This window comes from Streptomyces sp. NPDC030245 (assembly GCF_055572995.1).
In genome coordinates, this window is sequence record NZ_JBVICF010000002.1 from 350760 (window position 1) to 371706 (window position 20947).

Genomic DNA, 20947 nt, shown 5'->3' on the forward strand with positions numbered 1-20947 from the left:
TCTCCCGATGACCTTGAGGGAGACGCGGGGCCTCGCATCGACGACCGACGGGGCGCAGTTGAGCTGGACGGCGCTGGGGGACACGAGGCGGCGGCCGGCCGTGGTCCTGCTACATGGCGGCCCTGGGTTGCCGGACTACCTCGGCGATGTCGCACCCATGATCGCGGACCTCGCACCCGTGTACCGCTACGACCAGCGTGGCACGGGCAGCTCCCACTGGCGCGGCCGCCACTCCCTCGGCCGCCATGTCGACGATCTCGCCGAGCTGCTCGACGTGTGGGGTGTGCCGAGAGCCGTGCTGGTCGGGCACTCCTACGGCACCGATCTGGCGAGCCGGTTCTGCCTGCGGCACGCCGACCGGGTCGCCGCCATGCTGCTGATGTGCGGGCCGTTCGTCGGTACCTGGCGCGCCGGAGAACGGGCCGAGCGCGGTCGGCGCATGTCTGCGGCACAGCGGGAACGGCTGCGCGCGTTGGAGGCGTTGCCGCATCGCACGGAGGAGCAGGAGGTCGAGCTGCTCACGCTGGCGTGGTTCCCCAACCACGCCGACCCCGGCCGCCGGTGGAGCTGGGCCGCGCGAGCCGCCCGGCGGCGCCGCCCGGTCAACTGGGCCATGAACGCCGAACTCGGCGCGGAAGGGCGCGCGGATCCGCTGGACGGGCACCTGGCCGAGCTGCGCACGTGCCTGCCCGCGCGGACGGAGCTGCTCGGCGGGGCCGGAGATCCTCGCCCCGTGTCGGCGCTGGAGTCACTGGCGCTCCGGCTCTCGCTTCCGCTGACGCGGATCGAGGGCGCCGGGCACGAGCCCTGGCTGGAGCGGCCCGACGTCGTGCGGGCACACTTGAGGCGATTCGTGCGCGGCGCCACGGATGCTGCCTAGGCCCGCGTCGTAGAGCCGACTCGACGGCGCCGATCAGAAAGCGACAGAAGCCCGGACCTCTTGACCTCCGTGCGATCGCCAAGGGTGCCGATTGGGGCGACGGGTGTCGATTGTCGGCTCGGGTCGCCTGAGTGCGGGTCAGATCACTACCGTGGGCACCTGTTCCGCAGATTGTGTTACTCGGCGGTCCGTTCGGTGTCTTGGGGGTGAACGATGGCCGCTGCTGATGCGGCATCTGCCGGCACCATGCCGGTGCAGCAGCTTCGGGCGGGAGACCACGCCTTTGTCAGCTACGAGGACGACGACGCGGGCCGCGACGTGGTCACCACGTTCGCGTGGACCGGGCTCGCCAAGCGCGAGAAGGTGATGGTCTTCGCCGCCCCGCAGCTGGCCGACAGCGAGGTGTGGAACCTGCTGGAAGTCCCCGGCCCGCTCCTCGGCGCCGCCCGTGAGCGGGGGCAGCTGGTGGTCAGCAGCATGCGGGCACTGATCCACCCCTCCCCGCACTTCACCCCCGAGCGGCAGTGGCAACGCATCGAGGAGGAGACCGACCGTGCCCTGGAGGAGGGTTTCCGCGGTCTGCGCACCTATATCGACATGCACTGGGTGGGCGACCTGAACGCCGACGTCGCGGTGATGATGCACCGCGAGTCCCACGCCCAGCACCTGTTCACCGATCGCCCGTACACCGAGATCTGCGCCTACGACAGTCGGTGGTTCACCCCCGAGGTTCTGAAAGCCATGCACAGGGCGCACCCGTGTCGGCTGCTCTCCCGCCTCGGAGCGCTGCACGCGGAACAGTCGGACGGCACGGTGCGGCTGGCCGGAGAGGCGGACCTCGCCACCCGGGAGGAGTTCGTCGCCGCCGTGCGCGAAGGTCTGGTGCGCACCGCGGACACGGGGCGGCTGACGGTGGACATGTCGCAGCTGGTCTTCCTCAGCGCGGCCTGCGCCGTGGACCTGCTGCGGCTGGTCGCGGCCTCCACCCACGACGGGATCCAGGTCCTCTGCCATCCGGCGGGGGCCCGCATACTGCGCCGGGCAGGCGCCGACAACATGCCCGGCCTGATGCTCAGCGAGGTGAGCCGCTGATGTCGTCACCCGGCTCCCGCGACCTGCCCACGGCACCCCTCCTCGAATTGCCCCTCACGCAGGAGGACCTGCCCCGGCTGCGCATGCTCATCGACCGGTACGCCGACCGCGAGGGGCTGCCCGAACCGCGGCGCGGCGACTTCATCGTGGCCATCGACGCGGTGGCCACCGACGCCATCGCGCACGAGGGCGGCGGCGGCACGCTGACCCTCCAGCGCGCCGACGGGCATCTGGAGTGCCGTATCCACGACCGCGCGCAGGGCCTCACCTCGGACGGCGTCCCCGGGGCGGACCCCGGGAGCGACGGGCACGCGGCGGGGAGCGGACTGTGGCTCGCCGGTCGCATCACCGACCACCTCTCGGTCTCCGCGGCCGCCATCGGAGCCGTCGTCACGCTCGTGATGCGGCTGCCCCGCTGACGACCGCCTCGTCGTCCTCGACGCGCATCTCGGGGCGGCCGGTGACGAGGAGCCAGACGGGCAGCGCCGCGACGCAGAGCATCGGCAGCAGGTCGAGGTCCATGAGGACGACGGCCGCGGTGAAGAGGCTGAGCCAGCCCTGCCGGGTGGTGGCGAGCAGGATGCCCAGTACGGCGCAGGTGATGGCCAAGGAGGCGGGCACCGGGTCGACGAGGGCGTGCGCGAGCATGCCGAGCGCGACGCCCACGAAGACGGCGGGGAAGATCCGCCCGCCCCGGAAGCCGCAGGACCCGGCGACGACCAGCGCGGCGAGCTTCACCACGGCCAGGAGCAGGAGGTTCGCGGCGCCGTGGGCGTCGGCTTCCGCGGTCAGCTCCTTCATCTCGCTCAGCCCCTTGAAGAGCGTGAGGTGGCCGCCCAACGCACCGAGCGCGCCGAGGACGAGCCCACCGACGGTGAGCATCAGGACGGGGTGGCCCAGTTGGCGGAAGGCCCGGTGGACCAGCGGGAAGGCATGAACGGCGGCGAGCCCGACGAGCGCGGCGCACGAGCTGATCACCATGGCGGAGACCACGTCGACCAGGCGCGCGCCCGGATAGGGCGCGACGTCGACCCGGAACGCCGGATGCGCGACGAGCACCGTGGTCAGGGCCCCCGCGCCGGCCGCGACGAGCGGCGCGAAGAGCCGGTCCCACAGGGGCCGCGGGTCGGCTTCGGAGCTGATCTCGGAGAGGATCAGGGCCGCCGCGACGGGCGTGCCGAACAGCGCGCCGACGGTCCCCGCGGCCGCGAGGGAGACCCAGGCGGTGCCCGGCGTGCGCGGCATGGCCTTCATGCCGAGCGCGTACGCGAGGGCGATGTTGATGGCGGTGATCGGATTCTCCGGGCCGAGACTGACACCGCCCGCGAGGCCGACGACCACGGCGAGCGCGAGGCCGGGCAGGACCCGCAGCGGCAGCGGCGGGTCGACGAGACCTGTCGTCGCGGGGTCGGGCCCGGCGTGCCCCGGCACCTTCCACACCACGAGGCCCACGACGAGGCCGACCACGGTGAGCGTGCCGAGGATCCAGCCCGCCGAGGTCCCGGAGACCCCGAGCGCGTCCGGCAGCCCGTCCCACAGCACCTCCTGGAGCCGGTCGGCCACCCCGCTCAGCGCGAGGAGCAGCAGGCTCGACCCCACACCGACGAGCAGCGCGGGAACAACCGCCGGGGTGAGCGCGCGGGCCTGCGGCGGCAACGTCATGGCGTCACCACGCCTCCGACTCCGAGGACGGCCCGCCGCCCGAGGCGGTGGTCTCCTTGCCCTTCCCCGCCTTGGCCCGCACGCGCAGCGCCAGCAGCGGGAAGACGAGGACGGAGACCATGGCGGCGCCCACCAGGGCCGCCGCCTCCCCCTTCGCCAGGACTCCCTCGTCGAGGCCGATGGTGGTGATGGCGACGACGAGCGGCAGACACGTCGAGGAGTACAGGGTCAGGGCCCTGCGGTCGGCCGGGGCCAGGTCGCGCGGTGCCAGGGCGTAGGCCGGGATGCCTCGTACGACGAGGAACAGGAGCAGGAAGACCGGGAGCAGCAGGAGCGCCCGGCCGCCGTCGAGCAGGGACGCGAGGTCGAAGTTGATGCCGGTGACGATGAAGAACAGCGGGACGAGGAAGCCGAAACCCATCGCTTCCACCTTGCCCAGGACCTCCTCGCCGCTCTCGGGGGCCGCTCCCTGGAACACGAGCCGGGTCAGCAGCCCCGCCGCGAAGGCGCCGAGCAGCACATCGAGGCCGAACGCGTACGACAGGGCGAGCATCGCGACGAGCAGCAGCATCACGAAGCGGACGGCGAACTGACCGCTGGTGTGCAGCGTCGTACGGATGATCTGGGCGAACCACGGCGGGTGGGGGCGCAGCGCCCAGTAAACCGCCGCCGCGGTGATGACCGCGAAGGCGGCGAGCACCACCGTGGCCGCGCCCGGGTCGCGGCCGCTGAGCAGCACCGCCATGGCGATGATCGGTGCGAACTCGCCGACGGCGCCGAAGGCCATCATCACGGTGCCGAAGCGGCCGCGCAGGTCGCCGCTGTCGCGCAGGATCGGCAGCACCGTGCCGAGTGCGGTGCTGGTCAGCGCGGTGCCGATGACGACGCTCCGGGAGAGGTCGAGGCCGGTCAGCGCCAGCGCGATGCCGAGGCCGAGGACGAGGGAGACGAGCCAGGCCCAGGCGGAGCGGCGCAGGGTGTCGCCGCGGACGGCCGCGAACTCGATCTCGTAACCGGCGAGGAAGATGAGCATGGACAGGCCGAGCTCGGAGAGGGTGTCGATCACCTCGTCGTGGTGCGCCCAGCCGAGCACGTCGGGGCCGATGAGGATGCCGAGCACGATCTCGAAGATGACCAGGGGGACGCGCACCCGGCGGCCTGCGGCGTGCGCCAGCAGGGGTGCGAGCACGGCGACCGCCATGATCAGGATGAGGGTTCCCGGATGTGTCACGCCGCGGCCCGCTCCCGTCCGCCGGCCCCCGGCCTCCCGTGGTGCACGGCCGGTCAGTCCTTGGCGGAGGCGGCCGCGGCCTGGGCGTCGACGATGCCGAGGCCCAGCTTGGGCAGCTTGTCCGGGTTCTTCGCCGTGCTGCGGATGGCCGCCATGATCTGGTCCGGGGTGCGGTCCTGCTGGTGGAGCAGGGCCGCGACGGCGGAGACGTAGGGGGCGGCCATGGAGGTGCCGTCCAGCTTCCCGTAGCCGCTGTCGTTCTTGAGCGTCTCCTTCGTGCGGTACGTCGGCAGAGTGGACAGGATGCCGACACCGGGCGCCGAAACCGCCTGCTGTGCGCCGAAGTTGGAGAACTCGGCGGGCTTGGCGTCCTGGTCGCTCGCGCCGACGACCAGGACCGGCGTGTCGGGCTTGTAGGGCTGGAGCGCGGTGCCTTCGTTGCCCGCCGCGGCGACCACGACCGCGCCCTTGTCGTGGGCGTGCGCGATGGCGTCGTTGAGGGTGCCGCCCTTGAGGAGGCGGGCAGCTTCAGCGAGTCGAGCGCCCACTGCTTGTCCCGCATCGGGTCGGGCTTGCTGTCGGGCTCGCGCTCGCTGTCCTTTCCGCCGCATGCGGTGGCCAGCAGCAGTGTGGCGGAGAGGGCGACGGTGAGGCGTGTACGGGTGCGCATGGTCCGAGCGTCGGGGCGGTGGAGGCGTACCGCATGCAGGGGCGGACCGAGCGGGCGATCCGTGCGGGAGGAGGGCGCTCCGGCTGGCCGGGGCGGAGGTGTCGTGCTGGGCGGCGGACCGGCGGACGACGCCGTGAAGAATTCGCGACTTACATACCTTTTTTCTGTTACATCGCTTACGGATGGGCTTGATGTGAGGTGCGTAACTTCGTAGATGTCGCCGCAACGGGGCGGCCCCCACGAGAAAACGAGACCCAGAAGGGCACTCTTTCCCATGCGTATGACCCCCCGCGCCCTGCGCACCAGCATCATCACCGCGACGGCCACCACGGCGATCACCCTCGGTGCCGCCTCCGGTGCCCTCGCGGCCACGCAGCAGACTCCGGCCTCCGCTCCTTTCGCCACGGTGACGGCCGGGGCGCACACCTTCACCAAGCCACACAAGTCGCACAAGTCGCACAAGTCGCACAAGTCGCACACCAAGCGTGTCTACGTGAAGACCGTGCGGCTGGCCTCGAAGGGGCACACGGCCAAGGTGTACAAGCTCGGCAAGAACAAGTACCAGGCCGACATCCTCTTCCACGGCAAGAAGGTCGGCGGCCTGAACGCGTTCGGCAGGACCGCCCTGGGCAATCTGAACGGTCTGCACGTCAAGCTCACCGCGCGCGGCGCGGTCACGTCCTGGGTGGACCGGGCCAAGCCCGCCCCCAAGCCGAAGCCGAAGCCCGCGCCGGGCAAGCGCGAGCTGATTCGCATCGACACCCTGGTGGACGGCTCCAGGGCCAAGGTCTACAAGCTCTCGACCAACCACTGGCAGGCCGACATATACGCCGGCAGCGCGGGCATCGGCACGCTCGACGCCAACGGCCGCTCCGCCTCGGGCGAGAACAACGGGCTGCACGTCGTGCTCTCCCCCGACGGCAGGCTCAGCTCGTGGTCCGACGACCAGGCCAAGAAGGACCCCACCCCCAAGCCGGACCCCACTCCCGAGCCGGATCCGACGCCGACTCCGGACCCGACCCCCGCCCCGGACCCCACGCCCACCCCGGACCCCGACCCTGAGCCCACCCCGGCGCCGACCCCGGACCCGGACCAGACCCCGGACCACGATCGGACACCCGCCCCCGACAAGGCGAGGCCCGTGCCCGCGCCGATCGCCCCGAGCACGGACCCGGGCAAGATCGAGCCGGCGCCCGCCGCCTGACCTGCCGCTCCCCCGGCAGCGAGGCCCGTACCGGACAGGGTGGAACCCACCGGTACGGGCCTCACCCCTCTCCGCCCTCCCTTCCCCCTCGACCAGCCGGAAGGACTGTCCCCGTGCCCGCGCGCCCGCAAGCCCTCCTCATCGTTCTCGGTGCCCTTGCCGCGACAGCACTGCCGACCGTCGCCACTTTCGCCGCCCAGCCGCACGTGTCGCCCACGGTGCCCCACAGCACGCCGCGCGAGGAGATCCAACCCGCCACCAACATCGTCGGTCAGCTCGCCTCCAAGACGGCCGCACGCTCCTCCCGCAAACCGCTGGGCATGGTCCCCGAACGGCCCACACACCCGATCACTCCGAGCACTCTCAAGGTCAAACTGATCTGATCGAGGGGAGGCGGTGAGGAGAGGCGGGAGCGTGCGTGTTCTGGTGTGTGCCCAGCGGGATCTCGTGGTGTGTGTGGCGTTGAACCGCCTGCTGCCGGGGCTCGGCCACCACACCGTGGTGGTCGCGTTGAACAGGCCACCGCAGCGGGAGCCCCGGCCGGACGACCCGTTGGGCCGTCAGCGGTGGTTCGAACGGCAGCTCACCGACCGAGTCGTCTTCACGCCCCTGGACCGCCTGCCACACGCCGAAGGGGAGTTGCTGACCTTCCAGCACCTCTCCCGCACGCACGGCGTCGAGTTCCGTCCCGTGGAGCGCATCAACAGCGGTGACGGTTACGCGCTGGTCCGGGAGTTCCAGCCCGACTTGATCCTGTCCCTGCGCTTCGACCTCATCTTCAAGGAACCGGTTCTCGCCATTCCTCCTCTGGGCATCCTCAACATCCATCCCGGAGCCCTCCCGGAGCACGCGGGTCTGGCGGCCCCCATGCATACCTTGCTCTCCGGCCGGTCCGTCCTCACCGGCACCCTGCACGAGATCGACCGCGGCATCGACACCGGCGCGGTCATCGACAGCGCGGACCTCCCGTACGACCGCAGACACTCGCTGTTCTGGCACCTCCCACAGCTCTACGTACTGGGTGTCGACCTGTTCCTACGGGTCCTCCCCGACTTGGCACGGGGGAACCGGCCCGTCCGGCGCTTCGGCGCCACGTGGCCGTGCTAGCCGTACCTCGGCGAAGGCGCGGACTTGATAAACGTGCGGAACAGACCGTCGCGGGTGAGGCCTTGCGGTTGGAACCCGCACTGTTTCAGCAGGCGATCCGCCTGCTCCGGTGAGTGGAGGCGGAACTGGCAGCGTTGGTGGGCCAGGACCTCGTCCGGTTCGGGCCGGCCGCTGGCCCCTCTTCGCTTCACGAAGTAGTCCTTCACGATCCGGTCGCTCCGGTCGTCGCCGACCGGATGGATCTCCTGGGCGTAGACGAGGCCACCGGGCAGCGCGCGCTCACTGTTCTGATGCGGGCCCTGGGTCGCCAGCGCCAGGACACCGCCGGGCCGCAGCGCCGCGTGCACGGTGGCGAGCGCCTGGAGGTTCTCGTCGTCTTCCAGGAGGTGGCTGGAGAACGCGACGTCGTCGGTGCGCCGGTCGTGGGTGTAGCACCAGACGCCACCGACCGAGTACGCCACCTCGAAAGTCGGTGCGACCGTGAGGTCGCGGATGTCCGCGCGCACGAGATGAACGCGCGCCCTTAACCGCTCGCGGGCCTGGGCGAGCATGCTCTCGGAGTCGTCCACACCCGTGATCTGGAGCCCTTCGGCGCCCAGTTCCAGCAGTTTGGCGCAGACGAGTCCGGTGCCGACACCTACCTCCAGGAGCTCTCGGCGATTCCCCATGAGGTCGAGGAGGGAGTGAGCGTAGGCGTCGTAGTCGTAGTAGCCCGACGTCATGATCAGGTCGTAGTGACGTGCGAGCCCGGCGTAGGAATCGCTCATGGCCGAGACTGTAGGCACAGCCGTCCCACCGCCGACAGGGCCCGTTCGCGCCACGGGGCGGGCACGGGAGCGGCCGCTGTTCGCGTCGGCCGTACGGGCGCGGGTGTCGTGCATGGTGAGTGGTGCGGTCGGCTCTAGTCGGTGTCCGTCGCCGCCAGCACGGCGAGCCTGCGGCGGTCCGGGGCGAGGGCGGCGATGCCGTAGTCGGCGCCGATCTCGTTGTGGAACCAGTCCCCGTCGGCCTCGAAGTGGAACCACGTGCTCTGCCGGGCGAGGCGCTCCACCTCCTCCGCGCTCGCACCCGCCGGTGCGCCACAGAGTCCCGCGATCGAACGCCACGCCCACAGCCGGCCATAGGCGCCCTGGACGCCCGAGCTGCCCATGCCGCCCATTGAGGCGGTGGCGAAGAGGAGGCGCCAGATGTCCGCCAAGGGGCGGACGGCGGCTTCGAAGCGGCCGGTGGCGCCGAGCCCGTCGACGCAGGACATGGGCAGTGCCGGGAGCAGCGCGGGAACCTGTTCGGGTGCGACGGGCTCGTCCGGCGTGAAGACCCAGGCGTCGCAGGCACCCCAGTCGCCCGCCTCCACTGCGGCCACGATGCTCTCGTGGACGTCCGTGGTGGCGACGTCCCGAAGGGGCGCCCGCGCGGACGTGCGGGGCGTCGGCGGATCCATCCGGCCTTCGGTGGGCAGCCCGCCCGGCACCCCGGACGCGGAGCCGTGCAGCGAACGGCTCGGGAAGGCGGCGTCGGCCTCGAAGTCGCGGCGGCGCACCGGGAGCCAGACGAGCGGGTGCCAACCGGGCCGCACCAGCGGCCAGGAGCGCAGGGGCGGGAAGGCGTCGGCGTCCACGCCCCGGAGCAGCAACTCGTGGAAGAGGCAGGCGCGGAGCTCGTCGAGGCGTGACCACTCGGAGCGGTCGAAGACGGTCTCCGCCAGGTCCGTGGCCTGTTGGTGCTCCGCGAGCAGGGAGGCGACGAAGCGTGGCTGTGCGCCCTGGCCGGGCGGCTGTTTCTCGTCGAGGAGCCGGAGCAGCTGGATCAGGCTGTCCCGGCCGGGGGTGAGGGCGAGCACCCGTACCAGGTGGGCGAGTTGGCTCTCGTGATCCCGCACCTGCGAGACGGCGGCGGCGTACCGGTCGGCCAGGAGCGAACCCAGTTCGCCGAGGTACGCGGCGTCGCCTCGCGCGGCGCGGTGTTCGGCCTGGCTCCAGACGAGGTGGCCGAGGTCGTCTTCGGTGTGTTCCATGATCCATCACCCTATTGGCCGGAGGGGGTGCCGATGGCCGACGGGGATGCCGGTGCCGCGGCTTCGGGTGAGCCCCCGGGCAAAGACCTCGGATCGGCCACGGAAACGGTGAGCACGGCAGCGGTGCCCCGCACGCTCCCCCGGGCTTCCGTGTCATCGGCCGCTCCGAGCAGGCGCCCGTGGAGTTCCTCCGCTCCGACGACGGCCGGCTCGTCGGCTCCCGGGCACACCTGGAATTCCGGGCCGACGGACGGGACGTACTGCGAGGATTCACCCGGTTCTCCGCATAGGCGGTCGGATGGGAGGACCTGTCCGACTGGATTTCTATTAACCCCAACGAGTGGCTCGGATTCTGATTGTCGGGAGCGGCCCACAAGAATGACGGGCCTCACGGCTGTTGGAGGTCTCGTGTCCCGCTCCGCCTCGCCCCCGTCGAACATGACCACCCTGGGGTGTGCCCTCTTCGCGACCCGTTGGCTCCAAGCGCCCCTGTACTTCGGGCTGGTGGCCGCGCAGGGCGTGTACGTCTACAAGTTCTTCAACGAGCTGTGGCACCTCATCCATCACGTCATCAGCGGGCACGCGGACGAGACGCACGTCATGCTCGCCGTCCTCAAACTCGTCGACGTGGTGATGATCGCCAATCTGCTGATCATGGTGATCGTCGGGGGGTACGAGACCTTCGTCTCGCGGATCGGTCTCCAGGGCCATCGGGACCAGCCCGAGTGGCTGTCGCACGTCAATTCCAACGTGCTGAAGGTGAAACTGGCCACGGCGATCGTCGGGATCTCGTCGGTGCACCTGCTCCAGATGTTCGTCGACGTGCACCACACGCCTCGGCACGATCTGCTGTGGGGGACGGTCATCCACATGGCGTTCATCGCCTCCGCGGCCATCCTCGCGTACATGTCCGGGCCCATGGCGGCGCACGAGACGAGGGCGCGCACCGTGAAGGAGTGCCCCCAAGCGGTGGTCATTCCCGCTCAGCGGGACGGCGGCGCCGCGGAGGACGGCGACGCGGTGGTGGAGCAGGGAGCCGGTGCCGAGGAGCGCATCGAGGCCGCCGGATTTCCGGCCAGGAAGGTCCTGGAGATGTTCGACGAGGGTCACCTGCGGGCGCCCGAGCCGCAGGTGATCACCCGGCTGGGGAAGGTCGACTTCGTCACCCGCAAGGCGAACGTGGTGCTGCTCGGCGGCCCCGGCACGGGCAAGACGCACCTGGCGGTCGCCCTGGGCGTGCGGGCCTGCCAGGCCGGCCACCAGGTGCTGTTCGCGACCGCCGCCGAGTGGGGCACCCGGCTCGCGGACGCCAAGGCCGCGGGGCGGCTGCGCAAGGAGCTGGCCCGGCTCGACGCGTACGCGGTCCTCGTCGTGGACGAGGTCGGCTACGTGCCCTTCGACTCCGAAGTCGCCCACCTCCTCTTCCAGTTGGTCTCGCACCGCTACGAACGTGCCTCACTGATCGTCACCAGCAACCGGCCGCTCGGCCGCTGGGACGAGGTGTTCGGCGACAGCGCCATGGCCTCCGCGACGGTGGACCGCCTCGCCCATCACGCGGAGGTCGTCGCACTCGACGCCGACAGCTACCGCACACGCCGCCTGGAGGGCACCCCGGCCGCGGGCCGGGAGAGCTTCGGGCCGGCCTTCTGACCTTGGGCGGCAGCCCCGGCCGGGCCGGACTTTCGGGCGGCTATTCCCCGGGCGGACACCCGTTCGTTGAACCGGCATCAAACCTCGAGCACAAATTCCACACATCCCCTCTCCATAGCCGTCGCGATGGTCTAGATTGACCGTGCTTCAGCTGTTCGCACCTGAAGCAACGAGTAATGATCTATGGGTTCGACGCCACAACCAGCAAGAAAGCGCGTTCCACGCCCGGCGTGGTGATCAGTTTTCAGTGCCCCGAGAGCGGGCCCCGGATGCGGGGAGCATCCGGGGCTTCGACGGCGGGCCGACCGAATAGCGCTTGAGTGGCCGGAATTGCACGCGCGGGAGGCGGGGGCCTTCCGTGGGGGAGAACGGTGCGGCGCGGGGGACGGTCGTCTCCCGGGGGGAGTGTGGGCGCGAGCATGCCCAACCACTGGGGACCTGGGGGGTTCTGTGCGGCAGGGGGGATTAGTCAGCCCGATTCCGTCGGCGCGCGGGCGTCTGGCGGACGGGACGATCGACCGGCCCGCGAGCGACTGGGAGCAGCGGTACAGACGTACCGTGATCACCAGCGATACGGTTGCCACCGCCTTCGTGGTGGGGGCGATCGGTATCTTCTTCGGGGCACGGGACGCGGCCAACTGGCACGAGAAGTGGGGAATTCTCGCATTCGGCACCGAGCTGCTTGTGCTTGGGTCGCTTGCGGTGAACAGGGCGTGGGCTCCGGCTGTTCTCGGCCAAGGAGCCGAGGAATTCCGCCGACTCGGACGTTCATTGTTTGCGGCGGTCGTCGTGCTCGCGCTCGGCGGAATAGCCCTCACCTCGCGCAATATCAAACTCTGGATCTTCGTCGCGATCCCCGCGATCGCACTCGTCACCATGACCGCGCGGTATCTGCTCCGCCTTCGGCTGCACAGGCAGCGGAAAGAGGGGCGGTGCCTGATACCGGTGCTCGCCGCCGGGAGTCCGGCCACCGTGCGCGACCTGATCACCCGGTCCCGCAAGCTTCCGCACCTGGGCTGGCGGGTGGACGCGGTGTGCACGACGGACGGTGTGGGGATCGACGGCGACCACCTGGACGGAGTGCCGGTCGTCGGTGAGCTGTCGGACGTCGCGGGGCATGTCCGCCGCGACGGCTACCGTGTCGTCGCCGTCACGCCGGACCCGCACTGGTCACCGGACCGGCTCCAGCGGCTCGCCTGGAACCTGGAGGGCAGCGACGCCGAGATGGTCGTGGCGCCCGTGCTGATGGAGGTGGCGGGGCCGCGGCTGCACGTCGACGCGGTGCTCGGGATCCCGCTGCTGCGGGTCAGCATGCCGGCCTTCACCGGGGGCCGGCGGGCGGTCAAGGCAGTCGTCGACCGGCTGGGCGCGGCGGTCCTGTTGCTGTTGTTCGCGCCGCTGATGGTGCTCGTGGGGCTGTTGGTCCTTGCGGACAGCCGGGGTGGGGCCTTCTACCGCCAGCGCAGAGTCGGCAAGGGCGGCCGCGAGTTCACCATCCTCAAGTTCCGCACCATGGTCTCCGGGGCCGACCGGGCCCGTGCCGCGCTGGCCGACCGGAACGAGGGCGCGGGCCTGTTGTTCAAGCTCCGCCGGGACCCGCGGGTGACCCGGGTGGGAGCGGTGCTGCGGCGGTACTCGCTCGACGAGCTCCCGCAGCTGTTCAACGTACTCACCGGATCGATGTCGCTCGTCGGCCCGCGGCCTCCGCTGCCGGAGGAGTCCGCCGCGTACGGCCCGGACATCCGGCGGCGGCTGCTCGTCAAGCCCGGCCTCACCGGCCTGTGGCAGATCAGCGGACGCAGCGACCTGCCGTGGGAGGAGGCGGTCCGGCTCGACCTGCGCTATGTGGAGGACTGGTCGCTCGCCCTGGACGCGGTGATCTTGTGGAAGACCCTGCGTGCGGTGCTCTCCGGGCACGGGGCCTACTGATGCGCGGCGGGTGGCGGTTCGGCCGTCCGGCCGACGCGGGGACCGCAGGCCGCGAGGGCCTGCCTGGGGGGAGGGAGAAGTCATGAAGGTCAGCGTTTTCGGGCTCGGCTACGTGGGCTGCGTCTCGGCCGCGTGCCTGGCCAGCATGGGCCACGAGGTCGTCGGGGTGGACGTGAACCAGGTGAAGGTCGACCTGGTCAACGACGGCAAGGCGCCCGTGGTCGAGGAGCGGATCGGCGAGCTCATCGCCGAGGTGGTGCACAGTGGGGCGTTACGCGCCACGGGCGACGTCCGCGAGGCGATCATGGAGAGCGAGGTGTCGCTGGTCTGCGTGGGCACGCCCTCGGAGCCCAACGGCAGCCTGTGCACCACGTACTTGGAGCGCGTCACCGAGCAGATCGGCGCCGTGGTGGCCGAGCGGGGCGGCCGCCAGACCGTCGTGTTCCGCAGCACCATGCTGCCGGGCACCTGCCTGAACCTGCTCGTGCCGATCCTGGAGAAGTACGTCGGCGGCACGGCCGGGGTGGACTTCGGGGTCGCGGTCAACCCGGAGTTCCTGCGCGAGGGCACGAGCGTGCGGGACTTCTTCGACCCGCCCAAGACCGTCATCGGCGAGCTCGACCCGGCGAGCGGTGACGTGGTGGCGGCGCTGTACGACGGGCTGCCCGGTGAGGTGTTCCGGGTGCCGGTCCCGACGGCCGAGGCGATCAAGTACGCGGACAACGCGTTCCACGGCCTCAAGATCGGTTTCGCCAACGAGCTGGGCGCGGTGTGCCAGGCGCTCGGTGTGGACTCGCACCAGGTGATGGACGTGTTCCTGGCCGACCGCAAGCTGAACATCAGCCCCGCCTATCTGCGGCCCGGCTTCGCCTTCGGCGGCTCCTGCCTGCCCAAGGACCTGCGCAGCCTGGTCCACGCGGCGCGGCGGGCCGACGTCTCGGTCCCCATCCTGTCCCACGTGCTGCCCTCCAACTCCGACCATCTTCAGCGCGCGGTGGACCTGGTCGAGCGGACCGGCAAGCGCCGGGTGGGCGTGTTCGGGCTCTCCTTCAAACCCGGCACCGACGACCTCCGCGAGAGCCCGCTGGTCGAGCTGGCGGAGCGGCTCTTCGGCAAGGGGTACGACCTGAAGATCTACGACGCCAACGTGAGCCTCTCCCGGCTGCTCGGCGCCAACCGCGAGTACATCGAGACCCGCCTTCCGCACCTCGCGCAGCTGCTCGCGGGCTCCGTCGACGAGGTGCTGGAGCACGCCGAGGTGTGCCTGGTCGGGACGAAGGACCCGGCCGTGCTCTCCGCGTTGCCGCACGGCGCCGAGGGACCGGTCCTGATCGACCTCATCCGCCTTCCCGACGCCGACACGCGCCGGACCGAATCGGGGTACGTGGGCCTTGCTTGGTGACACATCGTTCGGTGACGCGGCCGGCGGCGACCGGCCGGACCGGCGCGCACTGATCCTCGTGGAGAACCTGTCGGTGCCGTTCGACCGGCGGGTGTGGCAGGAATGCACGACGCTGCGCGACGCGGGCTGGCGGGTGGACGTCATCTGCCCGCAGGGCAGCAAGCGGGACACGGAGCCGGAGGCGGAGATCGACGGGGTGCGGATCCACCGCTACCCGCTGCGCGCCGCCACCGGAGGCCCGGCCGGCTATCTGCGGGAGTACGGCTCCGCGCTCTGGCACACGGCCCGGCTGATCCGCAAGGTCGGCCCGGTCCACGTGGTCCACGCCTGCAACCCGCCGGACCTGCTGTTCCTGCCGGCCCGGTGGCTGACGCGGCGCGGCGCACGGTTCGTCTTCGACCAGCACGACCTGGTGCCCGAGCTGTACCTGTCCCGCTTCGACCGCGGCAAGGACCTGCTCTACCGCGGGGTGTGCGCCCTGGAACGGCTGACGTACCGGGCCGCCGACATCGTCATCGCCACGAACGAGAGCTACCGTGACGTCGCGGTGAGCCGGGGCGGCAAGCGGCCGGAGGACGTCTTCGTGGTGCGCAGCGCGCCCGCCGTCGACCGGTTCCGACCCGTGCCTCCCGAGCCGGAGTTGAAGCGTGGCAAGCCCCATCTGCTGTGCTACCTCGGCGTCATGGGCCCGCAGGACGGGGTCGACTACGCGCTGCGGGCGCTCGCGAAGCTGCGCGACGAGCTCGGCAGGACCGACTGGCACGCCGTGTTCGTCGGCTCCGGCGACGCCCACGACGCGATGGTGGAGCTGGCCCGGCGGCTCGGGCTCTCGGACCAGGTGCAGTTCACCGGGCGCATTCCGGACGCCGACCTCGTGCGCTACCTCTCCACCGCGGACGTGTGCCTCTCCCCCGACCCGTGCAATCCGCTCAACGACGTGTCGACGATGAACAAGGTCCTGGAGTACATGGCGATGGGCCGGCCGATCGTCTCCTTCGACCTGCGGGAGGCGCGCGTCTCCGCCGGTGACGCCGCCGTGTACGCGCCCGCCGACGACGAGGCCGAGTTCGCCAAGCTCATCACGGTGCTCCTCGACGACCCGGAGAAGCGGGCCCGGATGGGCGAGATCGGCCAGGAGCGGATCAGCGGGCAGCTTTCCTGGCGGAACTCGCAGACGGCGCTGCTCGCCGCCTACGCCGCCGCCTGCCGCGCTCGCACTCCGGCGCAGGCAGGCGGCCCCCGCAGGAAGCGGAGGAGGCCCCGCCGTTGAGCGAAGAACCGATACGCCTGGTCACGGTCGGGCGGATCCTCCGACGGCGCTGGCGGCTCCTCGCCGTCCTCGCCGTGGTGGGTGCGCTCGTCGGCTACGGCACCTCCCTGGTGTTCCCGCCCCGGTACACGGCGTCCGCGTCCGTGCTGCTGCCGGGGCAGTGGGAGGAGCGCGAGCTGCTCACGCAGGCGGAGATCGCGACCAGTTCCGCGGTGGTCGACCGGGCGGCCGCCTCGCTCGACTGGCAGGGCGTCAGCGGCGGCGACCTGCGGGACCGGGTGAGCGCCAAGGCCACCGACGGCAACATCATCAAGATCTCGGGTACGGCCGGCTCCCCGGAGCGCGCGCAGCGGCTCTCCGACCGGATCGCCAAGGAGTTCGTCGCGTTCTCCGCGCGGATCGTGGGCGGCAGCGGCGATTCCGAAGCGGCCACGGGCCCCGAGGAGCTGCGGCAGAAGGTGGTGGAGACCAACCGCCGCATCAGCGACCTGGCCGACGCGGCCGATCCGGGACGGACCGTGGAGAGCGTGCAGGCCCGCACCTCCCTGGAGAAGCTGCGCACCTCGCTGGAGGAGGCCATGAAGAAGCTGGACGAGGCCGACCCGGCGTCCGACACGGCCGGCATGGTCGTGATGGGTCCGGCGCCCCGGCCCACCGGCGAGGCTCCGCCGACGAGGACGCAGCTCATCGCCGCCGGGGCACTGCTCGCCTTCCTGCTCGCGGTCGTCGGCCATCTCGCCGCCGCACGGATGAACCGTCGGGTGCGCACGGAAGCGGAGCTCGCCGCGGCGCTGGGCTCGCCGCTGCTCGGCACCGTCGACGTGCCCGAGGAACGGGCCGCGCGCCGGCCGACGGGACACGGCATGTGGGCCACGGCCCGCCGGTTCCTCGGCCTCGACATCCGGTGGGACGTGCCGACCCCGCAGGCCTCCGGCGACGAGGCCGGCAGACGGATCCGTTACCGGCGGGTGTGCGCCCGCCTGCGGACCCGGCTGCCGGCCCCGCGGCGGCTGCTGGTCGTCGTACCGGACGGGGACGAGACCGCCCGCCGGGCCGCCGGTCAGCTCGTCGCGGAGGCCAAGAGCGATCCGCTGCTGCGGATGGTGGACGTGCCGGTGGACCGGCCGATGGTGCCGGACCGCGACACCGAGTCCGGTGCGCTGGTCGTGGTCAGCGCGGGCAGCTGGACCGCGGGTGAGCTCGCCGGCCTCGCCGAGGCCTGCGCGGAAGCCGGACACGAGGTCGTCGGCACCGTGGTCGCCGGCCCGGTCCGGGTCCGTCCGTCGCGGTCCGCCGACCACCCCGCCGAGGGCGCCACGCCGGCGCTCGCGGCGCGCGGCAACGCGACGGGAGGTGCCCGGTGACGGCAAGCACGACGTCGGAGTCGTCCGCGGCCACTCCGCTGCTCGACCTGCACGCGCTGGTCGTCGCGGTGCGCAGGCGCCGCCGCCTCTGGTCCGTGCTGGCGCTGCTGGGACTGGTGGCCGGGGTGGCGGTGGCCGTCCTGCTGCCGCCCGCGCCGACCGCCGTGACCAAGGTGCTGGTCGTGCACCAGGACGACCAGCCCAACGACACGGGAACGCTGATACGCACCGACGTCGAGCTGCTCGGGACCACACGGATCGCCGGAAAGGCCCTGGAAGCCCTCAAGTCCCCCGAGAAACCGGAGGACTTCATGCAGGACTACCGGGGCACCGGCCTGACCAACAACCTAATGCAGATCGAAGTGACGGCCGACAGCGACGCGGCAGCGGTGGCCAGGGCCAAGGCCCTCGCCGACGCGTTCGTCGCGGACCATGTGCGGCGGATGCGGGAAACCGCGAAGGCCGAGGCCAAGGCCCTGCTCGACCAGCGCGACCGCATGCGGGACGAGCTGGAGCAGGTCAACAAGGCGATCGGCGGCCGGTCGCCGGACAGTGACCCGGCGGACGCGGCGAGCATCGAGTCGCTCTTCGCCCGCCGGGCCGAACTCAACTCGCGAATCGCCGACTTCGACGAGCGCGCCGCCGAGGCGCGCACCGGCACGCCCAAGCTCATCGCCGGCACGCAGATCGTGGACGCCCCGCGCGCGGTACAGCACTCCCTGCCGAAGACCGCGGCCACCAACGCCACGATCGGGCTCGTCCTCGGGCTCGTCCTCGGGCTGGTGCTGGCCGCGGTCGGCACGGTGGTCGCGGACCGGCCGGTGCTGCGCCGGGAGATAGCGGCGAACCTCGGGGCCTCGGTCATCGCCGAGCTGCGCCGCACGCCCCGTCGGCCGGCCTGGATGTGGCAGCGCCGACGGACCCGGGCGGCGCGCGAACGGCTCACGACGACGCTCGCCCGCACCGTGCGCGGCTCCTCGGAACCGGTGTCGCTGCTGGAACTGGGCTGTGCGCGCACCACGAGCGTGCTCGCCCTGGACGTCGCCAGGGCCCTCGCGGCGCAGGAGCCGGTGGTCGTCATCGACGGTCTGCCCGGCTCGGAGCTGGCCGACAGCCGCCGCGAACCCGGGGATCCGAGCGTGGTCAGCGGTGACCGTGCCGCGGCCGTGCCGCACCGGACGCGCCGGATCGGCGTCGGCTCGGTCGCGCCCGGCACCGCGTGGACCGACCTTCAGTACCTCGGCGGTCAGACCGTGCTCGTCGTACGGGCCGGGCACGGCAGCGCCGCCTGGTTGCACACCGTGGCGCGGCAACTCGCCGACCAGCTCATTCCGGTGATCGGTGTGGTGCTGGTCGACCCCGACCCGCGCGACCGGACCGACGGCACGCTGTGGGACGGGCTGCACACCGCGCTGCGCGGACATCAGGAGCGGCCGGCCCGGCAGAACGGGACCGATCAGCCGCGGACGGAACGGCCGCGGACGGAACGGCCGTCGAGGCCGGCCGCACGGGTCCCGTACAGCGACCAGGAGGCGCGCTAGATCATGTGTGGCATCGCAGGAACCTACCGCTGGCCGGACGGGAAGGCGGTGACCGACCGGCTCACCGATGTCCTGGCCCACCGCGGCCCGGACGGGGCGGGCCGGTACGGCCACTCCGTCGGCGACGGCGAAGTGCAGCTCGGGCACCGCCGCCTCGCCATCATCGACCTGTCCGAGACCGGCGCCCAGCCGATGGTCTCCGACGGCCTCGCCCTGACGTACAACGGCGAGCTGTACAACTCCCCGGAGCTGCGGGCCGAGTTGACGGCCGCCGGGGTGCGCTTCCGCGGCACCTCCGACACCGAGGTGGTCCTGGAGGCCTGGCGGCGCTGGGGCACGGAGTGCCTGCCGCGGCTGCGCGGCATGTTCGCGTTCGCGGTCTTCGACGAGCGGACCGGTGACCTGGTGCTCGCCCGCGACCAGCTCGGCATCAAGCCGCTGTTCCTGCTCCGGCGCGGCGGTGGCCTGATGTTCGCCTCCGAGCTCAAGGCGCTCGCCGCCGTGAGCGGCGGGTCGCTGGAGGTGGACCACGCCGCGCTGGTGGCCTCGCTGCTCTACTACTGGGTGCCGGACACGCGCTGCGCGTTCAGCGAGGCGGAGAAGCTGCCGCCGGGGAGCTGGCTGCGGTGCCGGCCCGACGGGCGGATCGAGCGCGGCCGGTACTGGAACCTCAAGGACGTCGCCCGTGAGGCCCAGGAGCGGGCCCGCGGCGGGGAGCGGCCGGACGTGGCCGCGGTCGTCGAGGAGTCGACCCGGCGGCACCTGCTCTCCGACGTGCCGGTGGCGACCTTCCTCTCCGGCGGTCTCGACTCCAGCTATCTGACGGCGCTCGCGGCCCGCGACCGGCCCGGGATATCCGCCTACACGATCGGGTTCCGCGCCGCGGACGCCAGGTTCGAGGCGATGCCGGACGACCTGCGCTACGCCCGGCAGGTGGCCGCGCGGTTCGGGGTCGACCTGCACGAGATCGAGATCGCCCCGGACGTGCTCGAACTGCTGCCCCGGATGACGCACCACCTGGACGAGCCGATCGGCGACCCCGCCGCGATCAACACGTTCCTGATCTGCTCGGCCGCCCGGGAGGCCGGCGTCAAGGTGATGCTCTCGGGCATGGGCGCCGACGAGCTGTTCGCCGGGTACCGCAAGCACCTGGCCAACCTGCTCGCGCTGCGCTACCAGCGGGTGCCGCGGCCCCTGCGGCGCGGGGTGTCCGCGGCCGTCGACCGGCTGCCGGTCGCCACGGCCCGCCGCGGGTACCGGTCGGTGCGCTTCGCGAAGCGGTTCCTGTCCTTCGCGGAGCTGCCGGAGGAGACCGCGTTCCGGCGCAGCTACACCATGTACGACCAGGACGAACTGCTCGCCCTTGTCAACCCGGACCTGGCCGGGACGGTCGACGACGTACTGACGGAGCACGCGGACGTCTACGAGGACAACGACCTCGACGACTTCGTCAACCGCATGTGCCTGGGCGACTCCCGGATGTTCCTGCCGGGCCTGAACCTCGCCTACACGGACCGCTCCAGCATGGCCGCGTCGACCGAGGTGCGGGTGCCGTACGTGGATGTCGAGGTGGTCAAGGCGGCGTTCACCGTGCCGGGCGAGCGCAAGATCGCCGGACGGCAGGGCAAGGCCGTCCTGAAGGAGGCGGCCACCTCGATCCTGCCCAAGGAGATCGTGTACCGGCCCAAGGGCCTGTTCAGCGCCCCGCTGCGCGCGTGGATGAGCCGGGACCTGGCGCCGCTGGTGCGCGAGGTGGTGCACGACGGCGTGCTCGTCAACTCCGGGATCCTGCGCCGCGACGCGCTGGCGCGGATGGTCGCCGAGGACGCCGCGGGGCAGCGGGACTTCTCCAAACATCTGTGGCACGTGCTGACCCTGGAGTACTGGTACCGCGGCGCGACCTCCGGCTCCGGCCGGCAGGCGGCTTGACA

18 protein-coding genes are annotated in these 20947 nt (G+C 71.7%); 13 read left to right on the forward strand and 5 right to left on the reverse strand.

The window, feature by feature from the left end:
* Positions 1–7 precede the first annotated feature (7 nt).
* The 3 genes from ACZ4Z4_RS06255 (at position 8) to ACZ4Z4_RS06265 (ending at position 2391) form a co-directional block, all read left to right on the forward strand.
* Positions 8–880, forward strand: a complete 873-nt coding sequence (locus ACZ4Z4_RS06255) for an alpha/beta fold hydrolase (protein WP_468322910.1) — start codon at positions 8–10, stop codon at positions 878–880.
* Positions 881–1093: 213 nt separating this feature from the next.
* Complete coding sequence (locus ACZ4Z4_RS06260; RefSeq protein ID WP_468322913.1) at positions 1094–1972, forward strand: MEDS domain-containing protein; 879 nt, start codon at positions 1094–1096, stop codon at positions 1970–1972.
* Positions 1972–2391: an ATP-binding protein gene (locus ACZ4Z4_RS06265; RefSeq protein WP_468322916.1), complete on the forward strand. Its 420-nt coding sequence runs from the start codon at positions 1972–1974 to the stop codon at positions 2389–2391. Before ACZ4Z4_RS06260 ends, ACZ4Z4_RS06265 begins: the two co-directional genes overlap by 1 nt.
* On the opposite strand, the gene ACZ4Z4_RS06270 is transcribed toward ACZ4Z4_RS06265, so the two are convergent.
* The 3 genes from ACZ4Z4_RS06270 to ACZ4Z4_RS06280 are packed head-to-tail and all read right to left on the reverse strand — an operon-like array spanning position 2363 to position 5413.
* Positions 2363–3634 carry an ion channel protein gene (locus tag ACZ4Z4_RS06270; protein ID WP_468322919.1) on the reverse strand — a complete coding sequence of 424 codons (1272 nt, stop codon included), beginning with the start codon at positions 3632–3634 and terminating at the stop codon, positions 2363–2365. The genes ACZ4Z4_RS06265 and ACZ4Z4_RS06270 overlap by 29 nt on opposite strands.
* Before the next feature lie 4 nt (positions 3635–3638).
* Entirely contained in the window at positions 3639–4865 is a 1227-nt protein-coding gene (locus tag ACZ4Z4_RS06275; RefSeq protein WP_468322922.1) for a cation:proton antiporter, read from the reverse strand.
* Positions 4866–4918: 53 nt separating this feature from the next.
* Entirely contained in the window at positions 4919–5413 is a 495-nt protein-coding gene (locus ACZ4Z4_RS06280; RefSeq protein WP_468322925.1) for a S8 family serine peptidase, read from the reverse strand.
* Between the two features lie 396 nt (positions 5414–5809).
* Between ACZ4Z4_RS06280 and ACZ4Z4_RS06285 the strand changes: the two genes are divergently transcribed.
* From ACZ4Z4_RS06285 to ACZ4Z4_RS06295, 3 genes are all read left to right on the forward strand, one after another.
* Complete coding sequence (locus ACZ4Z4_RS06285) at positions 5810–6739, forward strand: hypothetical protein (RefSeq protein WP_468322928.1); 930 nt, start codon at positions 5810–5812, stop codon at positions 6737–6739.
* Between the two features lie 113 nt (positions 6740–6852).
* Positions 6853–7122 carry a hypothetical protein gene (locus ACZ4Z4_RS06290; protein ID WP_468322931.1) on the forward strand — a complete coding sequence of 90 codons (270 nt, stop codon included), beginning with the start codon at positions 6853–6855 and terminating at the stop codon, positions 7120–7122.
* Positions 7123–7153: 31 nt separating this feature from the next.
* Positions 7154–7846, forward strand: coding sequence for a formyltransferase family protein (locus ACZ4Z4_RS06295; protein ID WP_468322934.1), 693 nt, complete (start codon positions 7154–7156; stop codon positions 7844–7846).
* Here the strand turns inward: ACZ4Z4_RS06295 and ACZ4Z4_RS06300 are convergent.
* Both ACZ4Z4_RS06300 and ACZ4Z4_RS06305 read right to left on the reverse strand, forming a co-directional pair.
* Positions 7843–8613 carry a class I SAM-dependent methyltransferase gene (locus tag ACZ4Z4_RS06300; protein WP_468322936.1) on the reverse strand — a complete coding sequence of 257 codons (771 nt, stop codon included), beginning with the start codon at positions 8611–8613 and terminating at the stop codon, positions 7843–7845. The genes ACZ4Z4_RS06295 and ACZ4Z4_RS06300 overlap by 4 nt on opposite strands.
* A 134-nt stretch (positions 8614–8747) precedes the next feature.
* Positions 8748–9860, reverse strand: coding sequence for a DUF6183 family protein (locus ACZ4Z4_RS06305; protein WP_468322939.1), 1113 nt, complete (start codon positions 9858–9860; stop codon positions 8748–8750).
* A gap of 438 nt (positions 9861–10298) precedes the next feature.
* On the opposite strand from ACZ4Z4_RS06305, the gene istB reads away from it, so the two are divergent.
* The 7 genes from istB (at position 10299) to asnB (ending at position 20945) form a co-directional block, all read left to right on the forward strand.
* Positions 10299–11510, forward strand: a complete 1212-nt coding sequence (istB, locus tag ACZ4Z4_RS06310; protein ID WP_468324152.1) for an IS21-like element helper ATPase IstB — start codon at positions 10299–10301, stop codon at positions 11508–11510.
* Positions 11511–11960: 450 nt separating this feature from the next.
* A complete protein-coding gene (locus tag ACZ4Z4_RS06315; protein WP_468322942.1) occupies positions 11961–13439 on the forward strand; it encodes a sugar transferase in 1479 nt (492 codons plus the stop codon).
* A gap of 82 nt (positions 13440–13521) precedes the next feature.
* Complete coding sequence (locus tag ACZ4Z4_RS06320; RefSeq protein WP_468322945.1) at positions 13522–14841, forward strand: nucleotide sugar dehydrogenase; 1320 nt, start codon at positions 13522–13524, stop codon at positions 14839–14841.
* On the forward strand, positions 14831–16111 hold the full coding sequence (locus ACZ4Z4_RS06325; protein ID WP_468322947.1) for a glycosyltransferase family 4 protein: 1281 nt from the start codon (positions 14831–14833) through the stop codon (positions 16109–16111). The genes ACZ4Z4_RS06320 and ACZ4Z4_RS06325 overlap by 11 nt, the downstream gene beginning before the upstream one ends.
* Positions 16108–17475, forward strand: coding sequence for a Wzz/FepE/Etk N-terminal domain-containing protein (locus ACZ4Z4_RS06330; RefSeq protein ID WP_468322950.1), 1368 nt, complete (start codon positions 16108–16110; stop codon positions 17473–17475). The genes ACZ4Z4_RS06325 and ACZ4Z4_RS06330 overlap by 4 nt, the downstream gene beginning before the upstream one ends.
* Positions 17472–19016 carry a Wzz/FepE/Etk N-terminal domain-containing protein gene (locus tag ACZ4Z4_RS06335; RefSeq protein WP_468322952.1) on the forward strand — a complete coding sequence of 515 codons (1545 nt, stop codon included), beginning with the start codon at positions 17472–17474 and terminating at the stop codon, positions 19014–19016. The genes ACZ4Z4_RS06330 and ACZ4Z4_RS06335 overlap by 4 nt, the downstream gene beginning before the upstream one ends.
* A 3-nt stretch (positions 19017–19019) precedes the next feature.
* Entirely contained in the window at positions 19020–20945 is a 1926-nt protein-coding gene (gene asnB / locus ACZ4Z4_RS06340; RefSeq protein ID WP_468322955.1) for an asparagine synthase (glutamine-hydrolyzing), read from the forward strand.
* Positions 20946–20947: the final 2 nt, after the last annotated feature.

Coding starts and splice junctions, on each gene's coding strand:
- ACZ4Z4_RS06255 (WP_468322910.1), top strand. CDS start 8: ATGACCTTGAGGGAGACGCGGGGCCTCGCATCGACGACCGACGGGGCG.
- ACZ4Z4_RS06260 (WP_468322913.1), top strand. CDS start 1,094: ATGGCCGCTGCTGATGCGGCATCTGCCGGCACCATGCCGGTGCAGCAG.
- ACZ4Z4_RS06265 (WP_468322916.1), top strand. CDS start 1,972: ATGTCGTCACCCGGCTCCCGCGACCTGCCCACGGCACCCCTCCTCGAA.
- ACZ4Z4_RS06270 (WP_468322919.1), bottom strand. CDS start 3,634: ATGACGTTGCCGCCGCAGGCCCGCGCGCTCACCCCGGCGGTTGTTCCC.
- ACZ4Z4_RS06285 (WP_468322928.1), top strand. CDS start 5,810: ATGCGTATGACCCCCCGCGCCCTGCGCACCAGCATCATCACCGCGACG.
- ACZ4Z4_RS06300 (WP_468322936.1), bottom strand. CDS start 8,613: ATGAGCGATTCCTACGCCGGGCTCGCACGTCACTACGACCTGATCATG.
- ACZ4Z4_RS06305 (WP_468322939.1), bottom strand. CDS start 9,860: ATGGAACACACCGAAGACGACCTCGGCCACCTCGTCTGGAGCCAGGCC.
- istB (WP_468324152.1), top strand. CDS start 10,299: ATGACCACCCTGGGGTGTGCCCTCTTCGCGACCCGTTGGCTCCAAGCG.
- ACZ4Z4_RS06320 (WP_468322945.1), top strand. CDS start 13,522: ATGAAGGTCAGCGTTTTCGGGCTCGGCTACGTGGGCTGCGTCTCGGCC.
- asnB (WP_468322955.1), top strand. CDS start 19,020: ATGTGTGGCATCGCAGGAACCTACCGCTGGCCGGACGGGAAGGCGGTG.